At 40.8% G+C, this 21393-nt stretch carries 23 protein-coding genes; 11 read left to right on the forward strand and 12 right to left on the reverse strand.

What is annotated here, in order from left to right; translation table 11 throughout:
* Positions 1-87: 87 nt before the first annotated feature.
* From HCK02_RS09360 to HCK02_RS09370, 3 genes are all read left to right on the forward strand, one after another.
* The gene (locus tag HCK02_RS09360) at positions 88-789 is read left to right on the forward strand and encodes a ChbG/HpnK family deacetylase (protein ID WP_167629854.1); all 702 of its coding nucleotides are present in this window, start codon (positions 88-90) and stop codon (positions 787-789) included.
* A gap of 16 nt (positions 790-805) precedes the next feature.
* The gene (locus tag HCK02_RS09365; protein ID WP_167629855.1) at positions 806-1459 is read left to right on the forward strand and encodes a phosphatase PAP2 family protein; all 654 of its coding nucleotides are present in this window, start codon (positions 806-808) and stop codon (positions 1457-1459) included.
* A gap of 72 nt (positions 1460-1531) precedes the next feature.
* Entirely contained in the window at positions 1532-2608 is a 1077-nt protein-coding gene (locus tag HCK02_RS09370) for an FAD:protein FMN transferase (RefSeq protein ID WP_167629856.1), read from the forward strand.
* 97 nt (positions 2609-2705) lie between these two features.
* On the opposite strand, the gene HCK02_RS09375 is transcribed toward HCK02_RS09370, so the two are convergent.
* A complete protein-coding gene (locus HCK02_RS09375; RefSeq protein ID WP_167629857.1) occupies positions 2706-3725 on the reverse strand; it encodes a branched-chain amino acid aminotransferase in 1020 nt (339 codons plus the stop codon).
* Positions 3726-3957: 232 nt separating this feature from the next.
* Here HCK02_RS09375 and HCK02_RS09380 point away from each other — a divergent pair, with 232 nt between their 5' ends.
* The gene (locus HCK02_RS09380; protein ID WP_167629858.1) at positions 3958-4707 is read left to right on the forward strand and encodes an alpha/beta hydrolase; all 750 of its coding nucleotides are present in this window, start codon (positions 3958-3960) and stop codon (positions 4705-4707) included.
* A gap of 20 nt (positions 4708-4727) precedes the next feature.
* Positions 4728-5159: a GNAT family N-acetyltransferase gene (locus tag HCK02_RS09385; protein ID WP_167629859.1), complete on the forward strand. Its 432-nt coding sequence runs from the start codon at positions 4728-4730 to the stop codon at positions 5157-5159.
* A 44-nt stretch (positions 5160-5203) separates the two neighbouring features.
* On the opposite strand, the gene map is transcribed toward HCK02_RS09385, so the two are convergent.
* A complete protein-coding gene (map, locus tag HCK02_RS09390) occupies positions 5204-5944 on the reverse strand; it encodes a type I methionyl aminopeptidase (protein WP_167629860.1) in 741 nt (246 codons plus the stop codon).
* A 108-nt stretch (positions 5945-6052) separates the two neighbouring features.
* Here map and HCK02_RS09395 point away from each other — a divergent pair, with 108 nt between their 5' ends.
* Positions 6053-6676: a DUF1361 domain-containing protein gene (locus tag HCK02_RS09395; RefSeq protein WP_167629861.1), complete on the forward strand. Its 624-nt coding sequence runs from the start codon at positions 6053-6055 to the stop codon at positions 6674-6676.
* Here HCK02_RS09395 and rpiA read toward each other — a convergent pair.
* Entirely contained in the window at positions 6632-7348 is a 717-nt protein-coding gene (gene rpiA, locus HCK02_RS09400; protein ID WP_246215569.1) for a ribose-5-phosphate isomerase RpiA, read from the reverse strand. The two genes, HCK02_RS09395 and rpiA, sit on opposite strands and share 45 nt — an antisense overlap.
* Before the next feature lie 264 nt (positions 7349-7612).
* Here rpiA and HCK02_RS09405 point away from each other — a divergent pair, with 264 nt between their 5' ends.
* From HCK02_RS09405 to dltD, 5 genes are read left to right on the forward strand one after another with little or no spacing between them, the layout of a single operon-like run.
* Positions 7613-7759 carry a teichoic acid D-Ala incorporation-associated protein DltX gene (locus tag HCK02_RS09405; protein WP_167629862.1) on the forward strand — a complete coding sequence of 49 codons (147 nt, stop codon included), beginning with the start codon at positions 7613-7615 and terminating at the stop codon, positions 7757-7759.
* 33 nt (positions 7760-7792) lie between these two features.
* The gene (gene dltA / locus HCK02_RS09410; RefSeq protein ID WP_167629875.1) at positions 7793-9319 is read left to right on the forward strand and encodes a D-alanine--poly(phosphoribitol) ligase subunit DltA; all 1527 of its coding nucleotides are present in this window, start codon (positions 7793-7795) and stop codon (positions 9317-9319) included.
* A complete protein-coding gene (gene dltB / locus HCK02_RS09415; protein WP_167629863.1) occupies positions 9316-10500 on the forward strand; it encodes a D-alanyl-lipoteichoic acid biosynthesis protein DltB in 1185 nt (394 codons plus the stop codon). Before dltA ends, dltB begins: the two co-directional genes overlap by 4 nt.
* A gap of 20 nt (positions 10501-10520) precedes the next feature.
* A complete protein-coding gene (dltC, locus tag HCK02_RS09420; RefSeq protein ID WP_167629864.1) occupies positions 10521-10760 on the forward strand; it encodes a D-alanine--poly(phosphoribitol) ligase subunit DltC in 240 nt (79 codons plus the stop codon).
* Positions 10757-12043: a D-alanyl-lipoteichoic acid biosynthesis protein DltD gene (gene dltD / locus HCK02_RS09425; protein ID WP_167629865.1), complete on the forward strand. Its 1287-nt coding sequence runs from the start codon at positions 10757-10759 to the stop codon at positions 12041-12043. Before dltC ends, dltD begins: the two co-directional genes overlap by 4 nt.
* 50 nt (positions 12044-12093) lie before the next feature.
* Here the strand turns inward: dltD and HCK02_RS09430 are convergent, their stop codons facing one another.
* From HCK02_RS09430 to HCK02_RS09470, 9 genes are all read right to left on the reverse strand, one after another.
* The gene (locus tag HCK02_RS09430) at positions 12094-13080 is read right to left on the reverse strand and encodes a linear amide C-N hydrolase (protein ID WP_167629866.1); all 987 of its coding nucleotides are present in this window, start codon (positions 13078-13080) and stop codon (positions 12094-12096) included.
* 14 nt (positions 13081-13094) lie between these two features.
* A complete protein-coding gene (locus tag HCK02_RS09435) occupies positions 13095-14315 on the reverse strand; it encodes an MFS transporter (protein ID WP_167629867.1) in 1221 nt (406 codons plus the stop codon).
* A 261-nt stretch (positions 14316-14576) separates the two neighbouring features.
* On the reverse strand, positions 14577-15134 hold the full coding sequence (locus HCK02_RS09440) for a GNAT family N-acetyltransferase (protein ID WP_167629868.1): 558 nt from the start codon (positions 15132-15134) through the stop codon (positions 14577-14579).
* Between the two features lie 289 nt (positions 15135-15423).
* A complete protein-coding gene (locus HCK02_RS09445; protein WP_246215570.1) occupies positions 15424-16701 on the reverse strand; it encodes a hydroxymethylglutaryl-CoA reductase, degradative in 1278 nt (425 codons plus the stop codon).
* 13 nt (positions 16702-16714) lie between these two features.
* Positions 16715-18208, reverse strand: a complete 1494-nt coding sequence (locus tag HCK02_RS09450; RefSeq protein ID WP_167629870.1) for an acyl-CoA carboxylase subunit beta — start codon at positions 18206-18208, stop codon at positions 16715-16717.
* Positions 18209-18214: 6 nt separating this feature from the next.
* Positions 18215-18979 carry an enoyl-CoA hydratase-related protein gene (locus tag HCK02_RS09455; protein WP_167629871.1) on the reverse strand — a complete coding sequence of 255 codons (765 nt, stop codon included), beginning with the start codon at positions 18977-18979 and terminating at the stop codon, positions 18215-18217.
* Positions 18980-19192: an acyl-CoA carboxylase biotin carboxyl carrier protein subunit gene (locus tag HCK02_RS09460; protein ID WP_036070617.1), complete on the reverse strand. Its 213-nt coding sequence runs from the start codon at positions 19190-19192 to the stop codon at positions 18980-18982.
* The gene (locus tag HCK02_RS09465; protein WP_167629872.1) at positions 19192-20352 is read right to left on the reverse strand and encodes an acyl-CoA dehydrogenase family protein; all 1161 of its coding nucleotides are present in this window, start codon (positions 20350-20352) and stop codon (positions 19192-19194) included. The genes HCK02_RS09460 and HCK02_RS09465 overlap by 1 nt, the downstream gene beginning before the upstream one ends.
* A gap of 130 nt (positions 20353-20482) precedes the next feature.
* Positions 20483-21304 carry an aldo/keto reductase gene (locus HCK02_RS09470; protein ID WP_167629873.1) on the reverse strand — a complete coding sequence of 274 codons (822 nt, stop codon included), beginning with the start codon at positions 21302-21304 and terminating at the stop codon, positions 20483-20485.
* Between the last annotated feature and the right edge of the window lie 89 nt (positions 21305-21393).

A 21393-nucleotide genomic window follows, 5' to 3' on the forward strand; every position in this document is an offset into this window, starting at 1 on the left:
AAACTTATTCCGTAAGGAAAAGAAATGAAACATTTAGGGAAGATCATTTATCTTTCTAAAATATATTTTACGAGGAGCTATTAAAAAATGAAGCTCGTGATTAATGCAGACGATCTTGGTTATACGAAAGCGATAACAGATGGGATTTTCCGTAGCCACAGTAAAGGCGTTCTAACTTCGACAACGCTTTTAATGAATGCTTCTGCTACTGAATATGCTGGAACTGAAGCTCAAAACTATCCTAAACTCGGAATCGGTGTTCATCTAACTTTAACAGCAGGCTTTCCGCTTACGAATCCCAAAACACTAATACAACCAGGCGGTGCTTTCCTAGATCAGCTGACACTCCGTAAAACAGAAGTTTCCGAAACAGAAGTACTAAAGGAGTGGCAGGCACAAATCGATCGCTTCGAAAAGCTAATAGGCAAAAAGCCGACACATTTAGATAGTCATCATGATGTGCACTTTAATCCACGATTTTTTGAGATTGCAAAAGCGCTAGCAGAAGAACGTGGAATCCCCCTCCGAGGTGCTGATCCAAGAATTCCAAATGTCCAAAACGCTTTCCCAGATTCAGAGTCCATCTCGCCTGAATCTTTCATTCAGCACCTTAATAAACAGCAAAACTATTCAGGTACCGAGCTGTTTTGTCATCCAGGATTTTGCGATCTCGAACTTCGTCAGTTAAGCTCATATAATGAAGCTCGTAAACTCGAGTTGAATGTTTTAATTAACCCCGTGGTTCAAGCTTATCTTGCCGATTCACAGTTTGAGCTTTCCACCTATTAAAAGGAGTGTTTCGATTTTGATTTCAAAAAAAACATCTTCCCATTCGCTTTTACTCATTAGCGGAACGTTTTTTGCGCTCATCTTTCTCTTTTTCTGGAGAAGCGTTTCTGTAAAGGCAACCTGGATCACGCAACTAGATCAAAATTTAAATCAGTTAATCCGTTCCGATTTAAAAGAACCGCTTGTAGAATTTTTCAAAGTTTTTACTGATCTCGGCGGAACAATGGTACTTACCATCTTTTCCGTGCTCCTTTTTCTTTTTTTATGGAAAACGCGAGGTTTGCTTTTTTCACTTTGGGCTGGCATCACCCTTCTACTTGGTGAACTTGTTTTACCACAAATTGTGAAACACATTGAGCTACGTCCACGCCCGCTTGATAAAGTCATTTCCATATCTGGCTACAGCTTTCCAAGTGGACATGCTGCCGGATCTACCACCTTTTATGGCTTGACTGCACTCATTCTTATTTTGTTTTTCTTGAAAAAATCATCGCAAAAATGGATAGTCGGCATTTTAGCCTTTTTGTTCATTGGCTTCATCATGTTTTCACGTGTTTACCTTGGCGTGCACTATCCAAGTGATGTACTTGCCGGCTTTTCACTTTCTGCTTCCTTGCTCTCTTTTTCTTTCTATTTTTTATTTAAATCTCCTATTTTGCGAAGAAGTTAACAAATCCTGTTGACTTCCCTTCAGTAAAAGGATACATTTAGTAACGGAATAAATGAAATTCGAGGTGACAGAATGAAAAAAAGAAATTGGATTGCGCTTCTTTTTCTTGTACTTATCGTCGCACTTGCTGGTTGCGGGAAAAGTGAAACTCAAGACTCGAAGCAAGCAGAAAAAACAACTATCCTGGAAACACCTTACAAAAAAACGGAATTCTTAATGGGGACAGTTGTCACGCTTTCCATCTATGATAAAGGCAAAGAAAAAGTACTCGATAAGGGCTTTGATCGCGTAAAAGACTTAGCAGACAAAATTGATGTGAACGATGAAAACACCCGCACTTCTGAAGTCGATAAAATTAATGCGGCTAGCGGCGTAAAACCCGTGAAAGTCGATGATGATATTTATTATCTCATTAAAGAAGGACTTAAATTTAGTGCCCAAACTGGTGGCACAAAAGATATTACAATCGGCCCGATCACATCACTTTGGCACATTGGTTTTCCAGATGCACGCAAACCTTCGCAAAGCGAAATTGATGCGCGCCTTCCTCTTATCGGTTATAAAGATGTAGAATTAAATGACAAAAATAAAACCGTTTATTTAAAGAAAAAAGGTATGGAGCTCGATCTTGGTGGTATTGCCAAAGGCTTCATTGCCGATGAAGTAAAAAAAGTCTTCAAAGAAAATGGCGTCTCGACTGCCATCATTGATCTTGGTGGAAACATTTTACTTGAAAGGAAAAATCCTAAAGGAAAAGATTGGAATGTCGGTATCCAAGATCCCTTTTCACCACGAAATACCATTCTTGGAAAACTACCTGAAACCGATAAATCCATTGTTACTTCTGGTATTTACGAACGTTATTTAGAAGTTGATGGAAAGAAATATCATCATCTATTTGATCCCAAAACTGGTTATCCATTCAACAATGATATTGCAGGGGTCACGATCATCAGTAAAAAATCAATCACTGGTGACGGACTTTCCTCAGCTGCCTTTTCAAAAGGGATCGACGAAGGGCTTTCTTTCATTGAAAAACATAAAGGAGTCGAAGCGATCTTTGTTAGCAAAGAAAAGAAAGTTTATATCACTTCCGGTCTCAAAGGAAAATTCGAACTGACCAGTTCCGATTTTAAAATGGGAAATTAACTTAAAAAAGCCGGACAACCATTTAAAAGTGGTTGTCCGGCTTTTTTCATTCCAGAAAACCATCCCTCTGGAAGTTCGAGTGATGGTTTTAGCGTCATTATTTAACTTTCACGATCCAATCCTCTGGCGCTTGTCTTTCACCAAATTGAATGCCACAAAGTTCATCATAAAGTTCTTTTGTCACAGGTCCTACTTCCGTTTCGCTATAGAATACATGGAAGTCTTCCCCATTTTGAATGCCACCAATAGGAGTAATAACCGCCGCAGTTCCACAAGCCCCTGCTTCTTTAAAATCATCCAATTGGTCGATATATACATCTCCTTCTTCTACTTCAAGCCCTAGTCTATGTTCCGCTAAATAAAGCAGTGAATACTTCGTGATACTTGGCAAAATAGAAGGAGAAAATGGCGTAATGAAGCGATCATCTTTTGTAATCGCAAAGAAGTTCGCCGCTCCAACTTCTTCAATTTTCGTATGTGAAGCAGGATCCAAATAAATGGCATCCGCAAATTCACGTTTTTTCGCTTCTTTACCTGGAAGTAAACTTGAAGCGTAATTTCCGCCGACTTTTGCTGCGCCAGTGCCACGAGGTGCTGCACGGTCAAATTCAGATACGATAAAGTTCGCAGGTTGTAAGCCGCCTTTAAAATAAGCACCTACTGGCGTACAGAAAATGGAGAAGATATATTCATCTGCAGCTTGAACGCCAACATTATCTCCTACACCGATAACAAAAGGACGCAAGTATAATGTACCGCCAGTTCCATAAGGTGGTAAATAATCTTCATTTGCTGCAACCACTTGTTTACAAGCTTCAATAAATTTCTCAGTTGGGACTTGCGGCATTAATAACCGCTCACAGCTTTTTTGCATACGTAATGCGTTTTGATCGGGACGGAACAAATTGATCGAGCCGTCTTTGGCACGATAAGCTTTAAGTCCTTCGAAACACTGTTGACCATAATGAAGTGCTGTCGATCCTTCGCTAATGTGGAGTACGTTATCTTCTGTAAGTGTTCCTTCGTCCCATTTTCCGTCTTTAAAATAGGAAATGTAACGCTTATCTGTTTTGATGTAACTAAATCCTAAATTTTTCCAATCAATGTCTTTCGGCATTCTGTTCCCTACTTTCTCTCTAAAAAATTGGCTTGTGTTTCTTTTAAATTCTAGTATAGCACAACCTCTTTTCAGTTTCAGTAGTTTTTTTAACCTGTTTTTTAAATACCCCAAACTATCTAAATTCACTGTATTTTCTAATCCTTTATTTAAAATAAGCAAAATAGCCTTCCTTTTTGTTCAATCCATGATAAAATGAAACCATTCTAAATCTTAAGGGGGAGATGGATTTATGGCTGAAGGAAAAATGCTTGAAGAAAAATTATTTAGTAAACATTTAAACGAGGAAATGGAAGTCATCATCTATTTGCCAAAGCAATACTCGCCTCTTTACAAATATCCGCTTTTCATCATTCAAGACGGGAAAGATTATATCCGATTCGGTAAACTTCCAAAACTTGTGGACGAACTGACAGATAGCTCGCAAATTCAAAAATCAGTTTTCGCCTTCCTGCCGTATAAAACAGTGGAAGACAGAAGGAGAAAATATCATCCAGACGGTGAGCAAAATGAAGCTTACGTGCGTTTTTTGGCGCATGAACTTGTTCCTTTTCTCGAAAGCTTGATTCCATCTTTCCAAATGGCCGGCAGCCGCTTTTTAATGGGGGATTCCCTCGGTGCGAGCGTTTCCCTGAAAGCTTGTCTCAAATACCCTTATACCTTCGGAAATGCCGTTCTCCATTCGCCGTTTGTAAACGATGATTTGATGGAACTTGTGAAGCAAGCAAACCCGGGAATGCTCAAAATCTTTCACATCATCGGGGATCAAGAAACGGAAGTTGAGACTACAAACCACACGATTGATAATTTTTTGGCTCCAAATGAAGCTTTACATAATTTGATTCAAGAAAAAGGCTTCGAATCGGAATTCCATTTATTTGAAGGTGGACACCGCTGGACTTACTGGCAACCCTTTTTAAAGCCCAGCTTAAAATATATGCTTCCAGCCCGTACGTTCGATTTAGAAAGTATGGAAAGCTGATTAGAGGAGGAAACAATCTGATGACTGTACAAAAAGTAACGACTGAACAAATGCGTCAAGATGCGCTTCAAATTCGTAATGACGTCTTTGTGAAAGAGCAGCATGTTGATCCAGAACTTGAATGGGATGAATTTGATACAGATCCAGAAACCATCATGTTTGTCGATTATGATCTGGACCAAACTCCACTTGCAACTGGCCGTTTTCGTACTTTAAATGGCTACGGGAAAGTCGAACGAATTTGTGCCCAAAAAGCCGCGCGCGGAAAAGGATCTGGCAGAAAAATCATGGAAGCCATCGAAGCGGAAGCTAAAGCACAAGGTGTGAGTAAGCTTAAATTAGGCGCCCAAGTGACGGCGATTCCTTTTTATGAAAAACTTGGTTATGAAGTGTGTTCAGATATTTTCATGGACGCAGGCATCGAACATAAAGAAATGCAAAAACAAATTTAATCGCAAACAAGCCGCTCGAAGCTTCGAGCGGCTTGTTTTTAGGTTTACTTGGTCAAAATAATGGGGCCTTCTTTTGTTATAACAAGGGTATGTTCAATTTGTGCAACATAACTTTTTTCAGTTGCATAAGTCCAACCGTCCGTTTCTTGAAAAACTTCTTCTTCAAACGTTGAAATAAAGGGTTCAAACGCGATCACCATTCCTTCTTTCAACAATTCGTCGTCCCACGCGGCCTTGTAGTTGAAAATGTGATCTGGGGCTTCATGAATCGTATGCCCAATCCCGTGTCCCGTCAGATTTTTGATCACCGTCAAGTCATGTTCCCGAGCCGTTTGAAACACAGCTCGCCCGATCCCACTTTTTTTAGAACCCGGCTTTGCTTTCGCAAGTCCGGCTTCAAACGCCTTTTTTGCCACATCGCAAAGTTGCTTCAGTTCTTCATTTCCATCCCCTACAACAAAGGAAATTCCTGTATCTGCGAAATAACCGTTTTTTGATCCAGAAACATCAATATTGACTAAATCGCCTTCTTTAATTTCTCGTTTTCCAGGGATCCCATGTGCAACTTCGCGTCCTACGCTAATACACGTGAACCCGGGAAAATCATATTCACTTTTTGGTGCAGAAATGGCTCCTTCCTCTTCAAAAAGCTTACCTGCTAGCTCATCTAGTTCTTTTGTTGTTATACCAGGTTGCGTTTTTTGAACTAATTCATCGCGAATCTTCGCTACGATTCTCCCGATTTCTTTTAACGCTTCGAAATCTTCTTTTGTTTTGGCTATCATTTTATTCCTCCATTACTTTCTAAAAATGAGATTTTAAATTTTTATTAAAGATCGATCAAAAACAGGTATAATAGAAATTAGACAGCCTGAAAGGAGTTGCTACTTAAAATGAAAAAGCTCGTCTGGGCCTGCCGAATTTTTTATTTGTGCCTCATGCTACTGCTTTTTTTCGTTCTCGATTATTACCATTTTCTACTTTTAAACGTGACACTCGCTTATATTCCATTCGAAATCGCTGTATTTCTTTATCATAAAAAACGAAATCCCTTTGTATTTTGGATCATGGCAATCGCTTGGCTATTATTTTTCCCCAATGCCTTTTACCTCGTCACCGACTTTTTTCATCTGAAACAATTTCGGATTTATGACTACAACGGGATTCTCAAAAAAGACAGTTTTCTCTGGCAAAGCTTTTCCGTCATGGCGGCTTCCATTTTTTTCGGCCTTTTTGTGGGCAACTTATCGCTCCAGTTTTTCTTAGATGCCGCAAGAGAACGGATGAAAAAAGATCGAACGTTTATTTTGCTTCCGCTTGTCCTGCTTTTATCAAGCTATGGCATTTATCTAGGACGTTTCGAGCGGCTTCATACTGTTCATCTTATCACAGAACCTGTAGAAGCTTTGAAAAGCATTCTTGACGTTTCAAGTTTTCAGTTTGAATTCATCTTTTATTTATTTGTACTTCAATTACTCGTTTATTTGATGTTTCGCTTCTTCCCTAAAAGACCCTGATGTACGCTTTTCAATTGTGCCATCTTTTTTACCAATCAAAAGGTCACTTGTAAGCTGTAAAAATAAACCATGCTCTAAAATACCGGAAATGCTGTCGAGTTTTTGCGCTAGCCATTCGGTATTTTTTATTTTTTTTAAAGAAAGATCCAAAATATAGTTTCCATTATCGGTTACAACGGGCGTTTCACTATTTGATTGCTTTCGCAGGCGAGGATGAAAGTCTAGCTTAGTGAGCTCTTTTTCAACTTGCCTATAGCCAAATGGCAAAACTTCAACGGGAAGCGGAAAAGCTCCTAGTTCGGAAACGAGCTTAGTTTCATCAATCACCCACAAATTTCGTTTAGAATGAAGCGCCACCATTTTTTCACGAAAGAGGGCTCCTCCCCCACCTTTTATTCCATTCAAAGCTACATCTACTTCATCTGCACCATCAATTGTGAGGTCAATGTCTTGAACGTCATTTAAAGAAACAAGTGGAATCCCTCGTTCTCTTGCAAGTTTCTCCGTATTGTTAGATGTCACAACCGCTTGAATTTTGAGTCCAGCTTTGACTCGTCTCCCGATTTTGTCAATCGCATAAAAGGTTGTCGATCCAGTTCCAAGACCAACGATCATGCCTTCTTTAATTTCTTCACAAGCCTTTTCAGCAGCGAGTTTTTTCATATTTATCATTTCTTCACCCAACCTTACATTTTTAACATCTTTCTGACCGTTAAAATTGATTTCCTCCTTTTATTATACCGATAATCCTTGTTATTTTCAGGGTTTTATTACTCCTTTATTCGTTATTATAACTAAATGTGTATTTTCCGCCATATGTAAGCGCTTCAACCTTACAAAAATGTAATTAGACATTTGCAAATCCCTGAGTTACATTATTAATTGAGTAAAAGCTTAATATTTGTAACACAATAGTAATATTAATGAGGTGAATGCATGAACAGAATCAAGCATTTTTTCTGTCTTCCAGCAACGATTTTTGTTTTAAAAACCATCTTCTATCTGGCTGTTCTACTTGGCTTGCTCTGGTTTTATGGATTCAAAAATCCAAACAGTACAAACTTTATCTATAATGAATTTTAAAAAGAAAGGATGAATAAAATGAGTGTGCAAACCATGGCAACTTCTATTGTCGAACGAATTGATGAATGGGCAGAACGAGCACCTGACTTTCCTTGCTATGATTATCAGGGGACAGTACTTTCCTATCTGGCACTCAAACAAAAGTCAGATGCGCTAGCTGCTTATTTGCTTAAACAATTGAAACAAACTGATAGCCCCATCGTGGTTTATGGTCATATGAGCTCACTGATGCCCATCGCTTTTATGGCTTCATTAAAAAGTGGACATGCTTACGTTCCAGTTGATGTTTCAATGCCGAGTGAACGAATTGAACAAATCATTCAAGCCTCTCATCCTTCTATAGTTCTTGCCGTAGAGGATTTACCTGAAGATGTTTCCTGTACCATTCAAGTTCTATCAAAAACTCAAATTGAACAAGCAATGGAAGACGAAGCAGGCAGCCAAGTTGACCGTGATCACTTTGTAAAAGGCGATGCCAACCACTATATCATTTACACATCTGGCAGCACGGGCATGCCTAAAGGGGTTCAAATCAGCCAAAATAACTTAGTCAGTTTTTCCAATTGGCTCTTGCAAGATTTCTCACTTTCTGAGGGACTTCGTTTCTTAAATCAAGCGCCTTTCTCATTCGACCTTTCTGTTATGGATCTATATCCTTGTCTTCTTTCAGGAGGGACACTCATTCCAGTCGACAAAACGATTACATCCAATTTGAAAGATCTCTATGCGGTACTTGGTACTTTAGATTTAAATGTTTGGGTTTCAACTCCTTCATTTATGGATATTGCTCTTCTCAGCCCAGACTTTAATGCTGCAACTTGCAAAACGTTATCTTCCTTTATATTTTGCGGGGAAGTCTTAACAAAAGAAACAGCACGTGAGTTGCTTAAACGCTTCCCGGATGCAAAAGTGTTCAACACTTATGGACCAACGGAAGCAACCGTTGCCGTGACTGAGATTCAAGTAACGAAAGAAATCATTGATGCCTATCCAAGTTTACCACTTGGTAAAGTGAAACCAGATACCAAACTCCTGATTGTCGATCCAGAAACAAAGCAAGAAGTTCCAACTGGTGAAAAAGGAGAAATCGTATTGGTTGGACCTAGCGTTTCGAAAGGTTACTTAAATGAACCAGAAAAAACGGCTAAGGTCTTTAAACAAACGGCTGAAGCAAATGCTTACTTTACTGGCGATTGTGGCAGCATCCAAGATGATTTTCTTTTCTTCTATGGTCGACTGGATTTCCAAATTAAGCTTCACGGTTACCGGATTGAGCTAGAAGACATTGAAAACAATTTAAAAGAAGTGAGCTATATTCGCTCAGCAGTTGTGATTCCTAAAATCACGGGCGGAAAAGTGGATAGTTTGGTCGCTTTTGTCGTACCGAACGAACATTCATTTGATAAACCGTTTAAGCTAACTAAAGCGATCAAGGAAGAACTCCAAGCGAAGATGCCAAGTTACATGATTCCACGTAAATGGATTTATAAAGATGAACTTGCCCTTACGAATAATGGAAAAATTGATCGCAAAGTTTTAAATGATGAGGTGAACGAATGACAACCCCATACGGTAGCATATTTTACTTTGCAATCCTAGCGCTTTTTATCGCGCCAATCGTGATTGCAAACTTAATGGGGAAAAGACTTCCCGTTTATAACGCATTTGTGACATTGCTCTTTATCTTCTTTATGTTTTCAAGCAACATGGTGCAAGGTATTGCGTTTATCATTTTCATTTTTTGGCAATTAATCGTTGTTCGGCTTTACTTTAATTACCGGCGCGTTCAAGGAAAAAATCACGGTGGCATTTTTGTTTTAGCCGTCATTTTATCCATTCTGCCACTGATTGTCGTAAAGGTTCAGCCACTCCTTGAAAGCCAAACTACATTAGTCGGTTTTCTCGGTATTTCCTATCTGACCTTTAAAGCGACCACCATGGTCATGGAAATACGCGATGGACTCATTAAAGAATATGATTCGACGCAATTCGTTAATTTCTTGCTATTTTTCCCGACGATTTCTTCAGGTCCTATTGACCGGTTTAGACGCTTTCAAAAAGACGTCACAAAACCAGTTGACCAAGAAAAATATTTGGGGCTTCTAAATCGAGGTATTTTTTACATTTTCCTCGGTTTCTTGTACAAATTTATTATTGCTTATTTGATCGAAACTCACTGGAAAGGACCACTTGAGTTCAATGTGCTTCACCACATCGACTTTGGTTCTAGCTTGTTCGGTTACATGTACGCTTATAGCATGTATCTCTTTTTCGACTTTGCCGGCTACAGTCTATTTGCCGTCGGTGTTTCTTACTTACTCGGCGTCAATACGCCAATGAACTTCAACAAGCCGTTTCTTGCTCGTAATATCAAAGACTTCTGGAATCGCTGGCACATGACACTTTCCTTCTGGTTCCGAGATTTCATCTTTATGCGACTCGTTTTCTGGCTCACTAAGAAGAAGTGGTTCAAAAGTAAGTTTACCATTGCCTACATTGCCTATTTCGTAAATTTCTTCGTAATGGGGATCTGGCACGGTTTACATTGGTATTATATTGTTTACGGTCTTTATCAAGCCTTGCTGATTGTTGGCTTTGATATTTTCGAACGTATCAATAAAAAATATAAGTTTTATCCAAAAAATAAAATCACTTATGTCGTCGGGATGTTCATTACCTTCAACTTCGTTTGTTTCGGTTTCTTGATCTTCTCAGGCATATTTGACAAATTAATCATTTAAATTAAAGGTGGGAAATAATTATGGCTTTTCGTGACGAAGTTTTAGATGTTTTAGAGGAAATTACTGAATCTGAAGAAGTAAAAGAAAATACAAATGTACAACTATTTGAAGAAGGTTTACTCGATTCCATGGCAACTGTACAGCTGCTTGTTGAAATTGAAAATAACCTTGATATCACAGTACCCGTTTCTGAATTTGATCGCGACGATTGGGCAACTCCAGAAATGATCATCAAGCAGCTTGAGGCCTTAAAAGGATGAAAAAAAAGCTTTGGATGATTTTTGGACCGATTTTAGTGGCGGGTTTTATCTTCCTATTCATTTTATTTGGACCAAGCGCCATTTTCGGCGGCGTCTCCGAGCAAGCTGTTAGCGATGGGGCTACTTCTATGAGCCCCGCCGTTGTAGGTGGAGAAAAGATTCAGCGTACCGCTTTTGAATCTGATAAATATTTGCCAATTTTCGGCTCCTCGGAACTCTCGCGAATAGATCCGCTTCATCCAAGTGTTTTTGCTAAGAAATATAAAACTGGCTATACGCCCTTTTTAATCGGTCGACCTGGCACTCAGTCGCTCTATCATTACTTGGATATTAACATGCTAGAAAAGGAACTAAAAAATAGGAAAGTAGTTTTCATTTTATCGCCACAATGGTTCCAACCAAAAGGAGTGGATGATAATCACTTTGGGGCTACTTTTTCACCGATTCAAGCTTATACCTTTGCACTACAAGATGAAAAAGAAACCCCTGAGCGTCGCTATGCCGCTCGCAGATTGCTAAGTTTCAAAGTAGTTCAAAATGACGCAACTCTCTCAAAACTTCTTGAAAATATCGCGACGCTTGGTCCGAACAAACCGCACAGCCCGTTCCTTACAAAGCGAGCTGGTGAAATTCAATATCGCGTTTTAAAACGTAAAGACGAATTACAATCTAAATTTGTCACTGGATCTAAGCAAGCGAAAATCAATAAAGAAGTGAAACAACTACCGGATAATCCCGATTTTGAAGAATTGGATGAGTTTGCAAAATCACTTGGTGAAAAGCAAACGGATAACAATGAATTTCACGTAAAAAATCACTATTACAATAAAAAAATCAAACCGATTGAAGAGAAATTAAAAAACAGTCGGAAGGATCTAAGTTATGTTAAATCTCCAGAATACGATGATTTACAACTTGTGATGGATGCTTTTAAAAAGGTGCATGCTGATGTATTATTTGTGAATCCGCCTATCAACCGCGAATGGACCGATTTTATCGGAATGGATCCGGATGCGCTCCACAAATACTATGAAAAATCAGAAGCTCAAGTGAAGAAGAATGGATTTAAATACCTTTCACTTGAAGAGTATTCCGATGCGTCTTACTTCCTAGAAGATCCAATTCACTTAAGCTGGCGGGGATGGGTTCAAGTCGATAAATCTTTAACCCATTTTATGAAAGAACCACTTCCCGTTCATTATCCAAAAACAGATCCAAAATACTATTTCAAAAAGCAACCCTTACAAAAAAATTTAAAGCAAGAATTGAAAAAGAAAAATTAACTGAAAAAGCGAGCCGGCAGAAGAAAAATTCTTCTATCCGGCTCGCTTTTTTATTGAAGAGGTTTCATTTTAGAAAGTTGTTGTTCAGCTTCGATTTGAAACCTGGTTGGTTTTGTTACTTTTTCAAGCGATAACATTTGTATTTGACGATTATCATATAAATGAACATACAAAGCTTTTTCCTTTAAATCATAAGCGGATGTATATTGTGTAAATTGAACTTTATGGTCATCACCTGTCACAACAACGCCCTTAGGAATGTCAAAGCTATCGAGAACATGGAAAATTAATTCAATCGCTTTTTCGTCTTCTACAGGGTCTGAAAACTGGTTTAAGAAAGTCGCGTGTACAAAGCGAGAATGCGGCGTGAAGTCTCCCGGAATGCCATAAAGTCCATTCCCCTTTCCTGAAGAAAAGATGTTTGCTTGTCCAATTTTTCGCGCTGGAGCAATTTCCTGACTCATGCCTACGTAGTTTTCAAGATTTGTAACGTGCCAATCAAATTTAGGGCTGTTGGTGAAAGTTCCGACGAGGTTCTCATAAATTTCAAAGCTTCCAGGAACCGATGGCTCGACAACAAGCGACTTTCCAGATAAATCTTGAAAAACATAGTGTTGCGGAAGCGAGGTTCCAAGCATCCCTCCATCTGACGAAATCGCCACTTCCTTCAAGGCTTTTTCACGTACTTCTTCCACATTTTTACAATTGGCAAGCGCCCAAGTCACAAATTCCTCGCCTGCAAGTGGAAGCTTGCCTGCAGCCTCTATTTCATTTTTAGGTACATAGCGATTTACATTGCCAAAATAAAATGAACCTCCGGCAAGTCCTGCATCATTCACGCCATCAACGACCATATCAGCTCCTTTGATCGAAACGCCTACAAACGAATGTTTAGTTACGTATTCGCTGAGAGAAGCTTTAATCTGAGCTTCAGCGGGCATGATTAAACCTTGATAGTCTAAGTCCATATCAAATTCTTGTGTTCTCCCCCAAAAAGGATTGCCTTGCTTCGAAAACACACTAATTCCCGTACACATACTAATCGTCTCCTTTATACAAGTTGTTTTTGTTTATTCTTTCTTCCTCTAATCATTAAAACGGCAAGTCCTCCAAAAAGAAAAGTTCCTGCTAAAAATAGAAAAGCCGCTTGATAAGACCCTGTTTTTTGTACAAGTGCTCCAATAATAGTCGGCGCAAAGAAACCGCCAAAAACGCCTCCTGCATTGATTGTTGCATACTTTGTCGATACTTCATCCGGATGGAACAACTGATGAGGTAAACTCATAAGTGTCGAAAAAGCAACAATACAAAGCATATTCGCGATGCAAAGCATAACAATCGAAGCAAGCAAACTTTGCATCATAAATACGCCATAAATACAAAATGCTCCGACTAAACCAGACAAGACAATGATTTGTTTTTCTTTCCCTCTGAAAAACCGCCCGATCAAGTAACCACCTAACACGCCTGCAAGTAAAATGAAAATACCCGTTACAGAACTTACATAGCCGACTTGATCAATCGGGAGCCCGCGCGCTTCATTTAAATAAGAAGCGAGCCAACTTGTTAAGCCGTAAACCGAAGCATTCATAAGAAACGCCGCGACAATTAAGACCCAAATCACGGGATCTTTAATAATTTGGAGAAACGAGAGGTTATGCTTGGCCGCCTCTGCCTCACTTGTCATTTTTTTAGTTTGCTTAGGCAATATTAAAAGCGAAAGGCCGATCAAAATGACAATGACTCCCATGATATAATAAGTATTGCGCCAGCCAACTGCTGTCAAAAGCGGAGCCACAAGTAATGGCCCGACAAACATCGCAAAGCCTGACGATGAAATCATAATTGTTTGGGCAAACCCTTTTTTCTCAGTTGGAACATTCGTCGCAATAAAGCCACTCACAGAAGGTGGGTATCCAGCGTGAGCGAGCGCACCAGTCAAAAAGCGAATAATAACTAAAAATAGCAATGAAAAACCAAATCCAAAAATCATTAAAAATAAACCGACACCAACGAGTGAAAAAACAAGTACAGCTTTGGAACCGAATTTATTGCTTAGATACCCCATTGGAATTTGCATAATTGTGTAGCCAAGGAAAAAAGCACCCAAAATAATTCCCTTTTCACTTGGATCAAATCCAAGATCCTTAGATACAGTGACTAATGAAATGCCGATCGTATATTTGTCTACATAAACACACGTATAACCAATAAATAAAAGAAGTAGTAGAAAAAACGATTGGTTTGCTCTTCCTTCTTTTTCAGATGTCATGGCATAATGCCCCTCTCTTTAAATCGTTCTCTTGTTCCGCCAGCAAAATTCCGCAAATCATCAACATCTTATCCCCTTTTGATTACGCTTACAATCATCCCCTCTCTAAAAATGACTGTCTTTCCTTTAACAATTATAGCACCCTATTCTCCCTTTTAGATAGATAATCAACAGACTAAAATCAATATTATTTAATTAGTTAACAAATTTGTCAAAAACAAAGAAAGCCTTGCGACATAAGGATTTCTTAGCGTAAACCTTTTATTTTATTTGTCCAAATTCTGATTTTAAAAGCGCGTAGCTATTTAAATCCGTGAATTCACCATAAAGTTTCTTGGCTTGCTTAAATGTTCCTTCTTTTCGGAAACCACTTTTTTCTGCTACACGATTGCTCGGTAAATTAGTCACATCTGCAACAATCGTCAAGCGATTGAGACCCATTTCGGCAAATCCCAGCTCACAAACCGCTCGCACGGCTTTGGTTGCGATATTTTTTCCACAATGAGCAGAATTCACCCAGTAACCAATTTCCGCTGTTTCATCATTTAAATTCATAAAGTGGAAATCAATGGCACCAACCATTTCATCACCAAACGCGATAAAGAATAAGCGATCAGTCCCTTTGATATAACCATCTAGCTTTAATTTAATATAGTCTTTTTCATCTTCTGGTGTTTTCGTACCATCCACAAAGTCCAAAAACTTCCGCAAATGTTCACGATCTTTATCGAGTGCTTCGAAAACTTCCGTTGCCATCGAAAAACTTGGTTGAACCAAACTCAATTGTTCATCTATTTTCAATTTAAAAGCCAGTTCCATTTGTAGTTCCCCCTCCAACACCTTATTTCATCCGTTCAAACATTGCTAAAAGTCAGATTTTTCTTTTCATAGTAACACATCTGATTACATCGAACAACAAAAAAAGTACTGCAAGGATGTGGTGGTAGAAAAGAGAGTTCTAGACAACATAGGGAACCTTGCAATACTTTATTCAATCATATCCTATTTTCAAAAAGAAGTCTGTGACGAAGTTGTGAACAATTTACGAATTTATGGTCTTTTTTGAATACATTTTCGTCCCCATATGCATAAGCAGCAAAAAAGTTATTTATCGAGAAGATTTGTCACGAATTTCTTGTAAAATTTCAGTAGCCGTAGAAAGACTAACACGTCGATTTTCGAGCAAAGCTTTAGCTACTCGTTCCACTTCTTCTCCTTCTGCACCAGCTGCAATTGCCGTTGATTTTGCTTGAAGTGACAAGTGCCCACGCTGAATCCCTTCCGTCACAAGTGCTCTTAGGGCAGCAAAATTTTGCGCAAGTCCAACTGAAACGATCAACTGGGCTAGCTCACTCGCCGTCTTCACACCTGAAATTTTTTTCGACAGAGAAGCTAGCGGAACAATTCCAATTGAGCCTCCAACCGTTGCAACAGGCATCGGAAGCGTAAGTTCACCAACCAGTTCACCTGCCTCAGAAACCGACCAGCTGCTCATCGGTTGATACCTTCCCGTTCGCGCCGCATAAGCATGCGCCGCTGCTTCCACGGCTCGCGTATCATTTCCAAAAGCTAAAACAACCGCATCCACACCGTTCATAATGCCCTTATTATGCGTCGTCGCCCGGTAAATATCAGCCGCCGCAAATTCATAAGCGCGAACAATTCGATCACGAACTTCTTCTCCATTAAAGCCCTTTCCTGCAAGCAAGTCAGCTGGAATAACACATTGAGCCGTTGCCGTTGCTTGATCGACCAAATTCGTTAAAATCCGCATTTCTGCCGTTCCACTGGAAAGCTCTTCCAGTTTTGGCGCCAGTGCTTCCGCCATCGTGTTAATCATATTCGCACCCATCGCTTCAAGCGTCACAACCGCTATATGCACAACGAGAAGCGTCTCACGCACCGTTTCTACCACTCGCACAGTCAAATCAGTAGCACCGCCACCTCGTTTTTGTAGAGATGGATAAGCGTTATTGGCAAGAACGAGCAGCTCCGTTTTCTGCGCCAAAATGGCGGCCCGACTTTTCTCGACATTTTGAATCCCCGATAATTCAATTTGCCCGGTCATTTCACGTGAACTTGACTCGGCCTTCATTCCACCAGCTTGCCGAATTAATTTCCCTGCTCCGCTTTGCGCCGCAATCACAGAAGGCTCTTCCGTTGCCATTGGAACAAGATAATCCCGACCGTTCATTCGCATATTTAACCCTAATCCAAGCGGCACCCCGTAGATACCAAGCAAGTTTTCCACCATGTGATCGGCCGTTTCAAACGAGAGCGAGCCAGCTTGTTCAAAAACCGCGCGACCTTCTTGGGTCAACCCGCACAGCTCTTGAATCGCATCTAGTCTCTCTGCTTTCGTTTTCTTATAAAAGCCCTCTAACATTTGTTTCACCTGCCTACATTGGATAAATTTTGTGCGTTTCTTTGGTCTTTCGCTTATCCTCATAAAATGTAAAACGCGTCTCAAGCTCCTGACGCAATTTTTCTGGCGCGATAATCGCGTCCACAATGAGTTCCGAAGCTTCTTGATAAATATTGATTTCCGCTTGATATTCCGCCGTTTTTTCCGCAATAAAGGCAGCACGTTCCGCTTCACTTAACTCGGCGATTTTACGAGCATAAACCGCATTAACCGCTGCATCTGGCCCCATAACGGCCACTTCGGCTGAAGGAAGTGCAAGCACCGCATCCGGTTCGAAAGCTGGACCCGCCATGGCATAAAGACCGGCTCCATAAGCTTTGCGTACAATTACAGAAATCATTGGAACCGTTACTTCACTGACCGCCGCAATCATTTTTGCTCCGTGACGGATAATTCCTGCTTTTTCAACTTGCGAACCGATCATGAATCCGGGTACATCCGCTAAAAATAAAAGCGGAATCCGGTAAGCATTACAAATCTGGATGAATTTCGTTGCTTTATCCGCCGAATCAGGGAAAAGTACGCCGCCCTTTATGATTGGCTGATTCGCTACGATCCCAATTGATTTCCCGTTTAGCCGAGCAAAACCTGTAATCATTTCCTTGGCAAACAGCGCTTTAATTTCAAGAAAACTATCCGCATCAACAAGCGTTTCAATCACTTGATACATATTGAGTGGTGCATTCGGATTTTCAGGAATGAGCGAACCAAGATCCTTGCCATTTGGAAGTTCCGGAGCTTCCCCCTGTGCCCCATCTAAAACCGACAAATAGCGCCTTGCAAATCGAAGCGCTTCATCCTCAGATTTCGCAAGTACATCTCCGCATCCGGATACCGTGCAGTGCATCCGTGCGCCACCCATTTCTTCAAGTGTCACCTTTTCACCGATCACTTTTTCCGCCATTCGAGGCGAGCCAAGGTACATTGACGCATTTCCTTCTACCATGACGACGATATCACAGAAAGCTGGTATGTAAGCGCCTCCTGCAGCGGATGGACCGAAAAGCAAACAAATTTGAGGTACCTTTCCAGCAAGCTGCACTTGATTGTAAAAAATTCGGCCAGCTCCGCGCCGACCCGGGAACATTGCGACTTGATCGGTTATGCGCGCCCCTGCGGAATCCACCAAGTAAAATAATGGAAGTCCGAGCCGTCCTGCCGTTTCTTGCATTCGAATTATTTTTTCTACGGTTTTTATTCCCCATGAACCGGCTTTCACCGTGGAATCATTGGCAATTACCGCCACTTTCCTGCCATTTACAAAGCCAAGGCCCGTCACGACTCCGTCTGCTGGAAGATCTTCCGCTTCACTTTCTGCAAACAAGCCGTCTTCTTGAAAAACGCTATCCGTATCGAGCAATAGCTGAATCCGCTCACGAACAAAAAGTTTGCCTTTTTCGCTATTCGCTTGATGATACTTGGCTTTACCGCCCGTTTTAATCTTGTCTATTCGTTCATTCAACTCCATTTACTCCTACCTCCCTTGAAATTTGGCTTCCCGCTTCTCTCGAAAGGCCTCGAGCCCCTCACGTCTATCCGCCGTCGGAATCGTCTTTAAATAGCCTTCTTTTTCGAGCAAGAAAGCGTCCTTCTCAGGCAGATCGCTTGCTCCGCCGATTACTTCCTTGGCGATTTGAACCGCGATGGGCGCATTCTTTGCCAGCTGCTCCGCCCAGTTTAGCGACGTGCGAAGCGCATCTTCTGCTATTTGATTCACGAGCCCGATTTCTAGAGCTTCTTCCGCTTGGATTCGCTTCGCTAGTAGAATCAGTTCCATCGCCTTACTTTTTCCTACAAGCTTCGTCAGTCGCACCGTTCCAAAAGAACCCGGAATAATGCCGAGGCTTGTTTCCGTAAGACCTAGCTTCACGCCTCGTTCTGCGATTCTAAAATCGCAAGCGAGCGCGAGTTCAAGTCCGCCTCCAAAAGCAGCACCATTCAAAACGGCAATCGTTGGACACTTTAACGCCGCCACTTGCGCACATACCGAGCGAATTCGTTCTACCGCAGGCCAAACCTCATCCTCGCTTAAACCAGCTCGTTCCGATAAATCTGCCCCAGCCGAGAAAACGCGGCCGCCACTACCAGCAATAAGGAGCGCACGAACTGGTTTTAAATTTTGGATAGCTTCCTTAAAATCCGTGAGCATGGCGTTTGAAAAGGCATTGGCTTTTTCTGGACGATTGAGCGTTAAAACGGCTATTTCATTTTCTAAATATTCCAAGTTGACCAGTGCCATTTAATCAAGCATCCCGATCGTATCATTTTCATTTACAAACTCGCCTTCTGTCACTGACCATTCGACAATTTTTCCCGTATTTGGCGCTTCAACAGGAATCAGCATCTTCATGGATTCAATTTCTGCCAAGACTTCTCCTTTTTCAACTTCATCTCCTGCATGCTTTTTAAATTGATGCAACGTTCCTGTAATGACCGCACGAATTTCTTCCATTATTTGTTCTCTCCTTCTTCCTTAAATAGTTGTCTTGCAATTACAAGGCGCTGAATTTCCGAAGTGCCTTCGCCAATTTCAAGGATTTTCGCATCCCGGATCAAGCGTTCCACTTGCGCAGGTCGCATATAACCTGTTCCGCCAAGAATTTGCATCGCCCGATTGGCATTTTTCGTAGCTGTTTCTGAAGCAAAGACTTTCGCCATTGCTGCTTCCTTGATATAAGTCTCACCAGAATCTTTCAAAAGGCTCGCCTTTTGAACGAGTAGTCTTGCCGCTTCCGTCTCTGTTAGCATATCCGCAAGCTTAAATTGAACGGATTCAAATTGCCTGATCGGTCCACCGAACTGAACGCGTTCCCCGGAATGCTGAAGCGCCTTATCGAACGCGTCTTGCGCAAGGCCAACCGAAATCGCTGCAATCGAAATGCGGCCACCATTCAGCACATTAAGTAGCTGCTTCAATCCGTCCGTTTCTTGCCCCAATAGGTTTTCTTTTGGGACGCGCACGTTTTTAAATGTAATTTCACCTGTATCAGACGATCGCGCGCCCATTTTATCATAGGGACTTGTCACCGTAATACCTGCTGTATCCATCGGGACAACAATCGCTGAAATTATTTTTTCTCCAGAAGGTTTATAGCCTGTAATCGCTGCAACTGTAATGATAGAAGCATAATTCGCATTCGTGATCCATTGTTTCGTTCCATTTAAAATATAATCATCGCCTACTTTTTCAGCCGTCATCTCGATTCCTTTCGCATCAGAACCTGCCGTTTTTTCCGTCAGTCCAAACGCAGCCAGTTCACGACCTTCTGCAAGTGGTCGTAAAAATTTCTCTTTTTGTTCAGGCGAACCGTATCTTGCAATAGGTTCCGTCCCGATGGAAATCGTTGCAACATAGCTTAGCGCCACACCTAAACTTGCGCGGGCAATTTCTTCTGCCGCCGTCATATAAGCAAGCGTGCCCATGCCTTTACCGCCATATTCTTCAGAAAAAGGTAGCCCAAGATAGCCTCGCTTTCCCATTTCTGCAAATAATTCGCGCGGGAAACGAGCCTCTTTATCTAGCTGATCCGCTATAGGACGAATTTTTTCTTCCACAAAAGCGTACACTTCTTTTTTGAGCGCAGTAAGTTCCTTTGAAAATTCAAAATCCATGTTGCTTCCTCCTTCTTGGATTGTAAAATCACTACCCCTCAATGATAACTATTCTCATTTTGAAAAGCAATTTTCACGATTGGTATAAAAAATCCTGCACAGACGTGTCTGTGCAGGATTTACAAATTCATTAGAAATTAAAATTATCCGGATCAGGACCCGTTCTTTCATCTTTATTCATCGCTGAAATTGCAAGCATGTCTTCGTCTGAAAGTTTAAAGTCAAACACATCCGCGTTTTCTTCAATCCGTTCCTTATGAACCGACTTAGGAATAGTGACAATTCCATTTTGCAGATCCCATTTAATAATGACTTGGGCAACTGATTTCCCGTATTTATCCGCAATTTTTTTCAGTTCAGGATCACTTAACATTTGACCATTTCCAAGTGGCGACCAAGCTTCTACCACAATTTTATGATCGCGGCAGAATTGTCTTAGCGGCTCTTGCGTCAAATGTGGATGAAGTTCAATTTGGTTCACCATTGGCACAATATCAGCATCCGCAATAAGTTCCTTCAAATGGTGTTCTTGGAAATTGCAAACCCCAATCGCGCGAATTTTTCCATCTTGATAAAGCTGTTCAAAAGCGCGCCAAGTATCTTTAAATTTACCAGCAACTGGCCAATGAATCAAATAAAGATCAAGATAGTCGGTTCCAAGGCGTTTAAGGCTTGCTTCAAAGACTTCGATCGTTGCGTCGTAACCTTGATCTGCATTCCAAAGTTTACTTGTTAGGAAAAGATCTTCACGTTTCAATCCTGACTCCTTGATTGCTTGACCAACGCCTGCTTCGTTCCCGTAAGCCTTCGCTGTATCAATAGCCCGGTAGCCAGCTTGAAGCGCCCATTTGACGGGATCGACCACTTCCTTATCGTCTACTTTCCAAACACCAAAACCAAGGCGAGGCATTTTCACACCGTTCGCGAGTTCAACTGTTTCTGTTATACTCATTCTCTTCACCTTCCTCGTAAAATATATTTTAGAAAGATAAATAATCTTCTTTAAATGTTTCATTTCTTTTCCTTGCGGAATAAGTTTCG

The organism is Listeria valentina, from assembly GCF_011800755.1.
GTDB lineage: Bacteria > Bacillota > Bacilli > Lactobacillales > Listeriaceae > Listeria > Listeria valentina.

Bases quoted from the DNA above. Each gene is read 5' to 3' on its own strand.
- HCK02_RS09380 (WP_167629858.1), top strand. From the start codon at position 3,958: ATGGCTGAAGGAAAAATGCTTGAAGAAAAATTATTTAGTAAACATTTA.
- HCK02_RS09445 (WP_246215570.1), bottom strand. From the start codon at position 16,701: ATGTTAGAGGGCTTTTATAAGAAAACGAAAGCAGAGAGACTAGATGCG.
- HCK02_RS09405 (WP_167629862.1), top strand. From the start codon at position 7,613: ATGAACAGAATCAAGCATTTTTTCTGTCTTCCAGCAACGATTTTTGTT.
- HCK02_RS09440 (WP_167629868.1), bottom strand. From the start codon at position 15,134: ATGGAACTGGCTTTTAAATTGAAAATAGATGAACAATTGAGTTTGGTT.
- dltC (WP_167629864.1), top strand. From the start codon at position 10,521: ATGGCTTTTCGTGACGAAGTTTTAGATGTTTTAGAGGAAATTACTGAA.
- HCK02_RS09470 (WP_167629873.1), bottom strand. From the start codon at position 21,304: ATGAGTATAACAGAAACAGTTGAACTCGCGAACGGTGTGAAAATGCCT.
- HCK02_RS09435 (WP_167629867.1), bottom strand. From the start codon at position 14,315: ATGACATCTGAAAAAGAAGGAAGAGCAAACCAATCGTTTTTTCTACTA.
- HCK02_RS09455 (WP_167629871.1), bottom strand. From the start codon at position 18,979: ATGGCACTGGTCAACTTGGAATATTTAGAAAATGAAATAGCCGTTTTA.
- map (WP_167629860.1), bottom strand. From the start codon at position 5,944: ATGATAGCCAAAACAAAAGAAGATTTCGAAGCGTTAAAAGAAATCGGG.
- HCK02_RS09450 (WP_167629870.1), bottom strand. From the start codon at position 18,208: ATGGAGTTGAATGAACGAATAGACAAGATTAAAACGGGCGGTAAAGCC.
- dltB (WP_167629863.1), top strand. From the start codon at position 9,316: ATGACAACCCCATACGGTAGCATATTTTACTTTGCAATCCTAGCGCTT.
- dltD (WP_167629865.1), top strand. From the start codon at position 10,757: ATGAAAAAAAAGCTTTGGATGATTTTTGGACCGATTTTAGTGGCGGGT.
- HCK02_RS09465 (WP_167629872.1), bottom strand. From the start codon at position 20,352: ATGGATTTTGAATTTTCAAAGGAACTTACTGCGCTCAAAAAAGAAGTG.
- HCK02_RS09430 (WP_167629866.1), bottom strand. From the start codon at position 13,080: ATGTGTACGGGAATTAGTGTGTTTTCGAAGCAAGGCAATCCTTTTTGG.
- HCK02_RS09370 (WP_167629856.1), top strand. From the start codon at position 1,532: ATGAAAAAAAGAAATTGGATTGCGCTTCTTTTTCTTGTACTTATCGTC.
- HCK02_RS09385 (WP_167629859.1), top strand. From the start codon at position 4,728: ATGACTGTACAAAAAGTAACGACTGAACAAATGCGTCAAGATGCGCTT.
- rpiA (WP_246215569.1), bottom strand. From the start codon at position 7,348: ATGATAAATATGAAAAAACTCGCTGCTGAAAAGGCTTGTGAAGAAATT.
- HCK02_RS09460 (WP_036070617.1), bottom strand. From the start codon at position 19,192: ATGGAAGAAATTCGTGCGGTCATTACAGGAACGTTGCATCAATTTAAA.
- HCK02_RS09360 (WP_167629854.1), top strand. From the start codon at position 88: ATGAAGCTCGTGATTAATGCAGACGATCTTGGTTATACGAAAGCGATA.
- HCK02_RS09375 (WP_167629857.1), bottom strand. From the start codon at position 3,725: ATGCCGAAAGACATTGATTGGAAAAATTTAGGATTTAGTTACATCAAA.
- dltA (WP_167629875.1), top strand. From the start codon at position 7,793: ATGGCAACTTCTATTGTCGAACGAATTGATGAATGGGCAGAACGAGCA.
- HCK02_RS09395 (WP_167629861.1), top strand. From the start codon at position 6,053: ATGAAAAAGCTCGTCTGGGCCTGCCGAATTTTTTATTTGTGCCTCATG.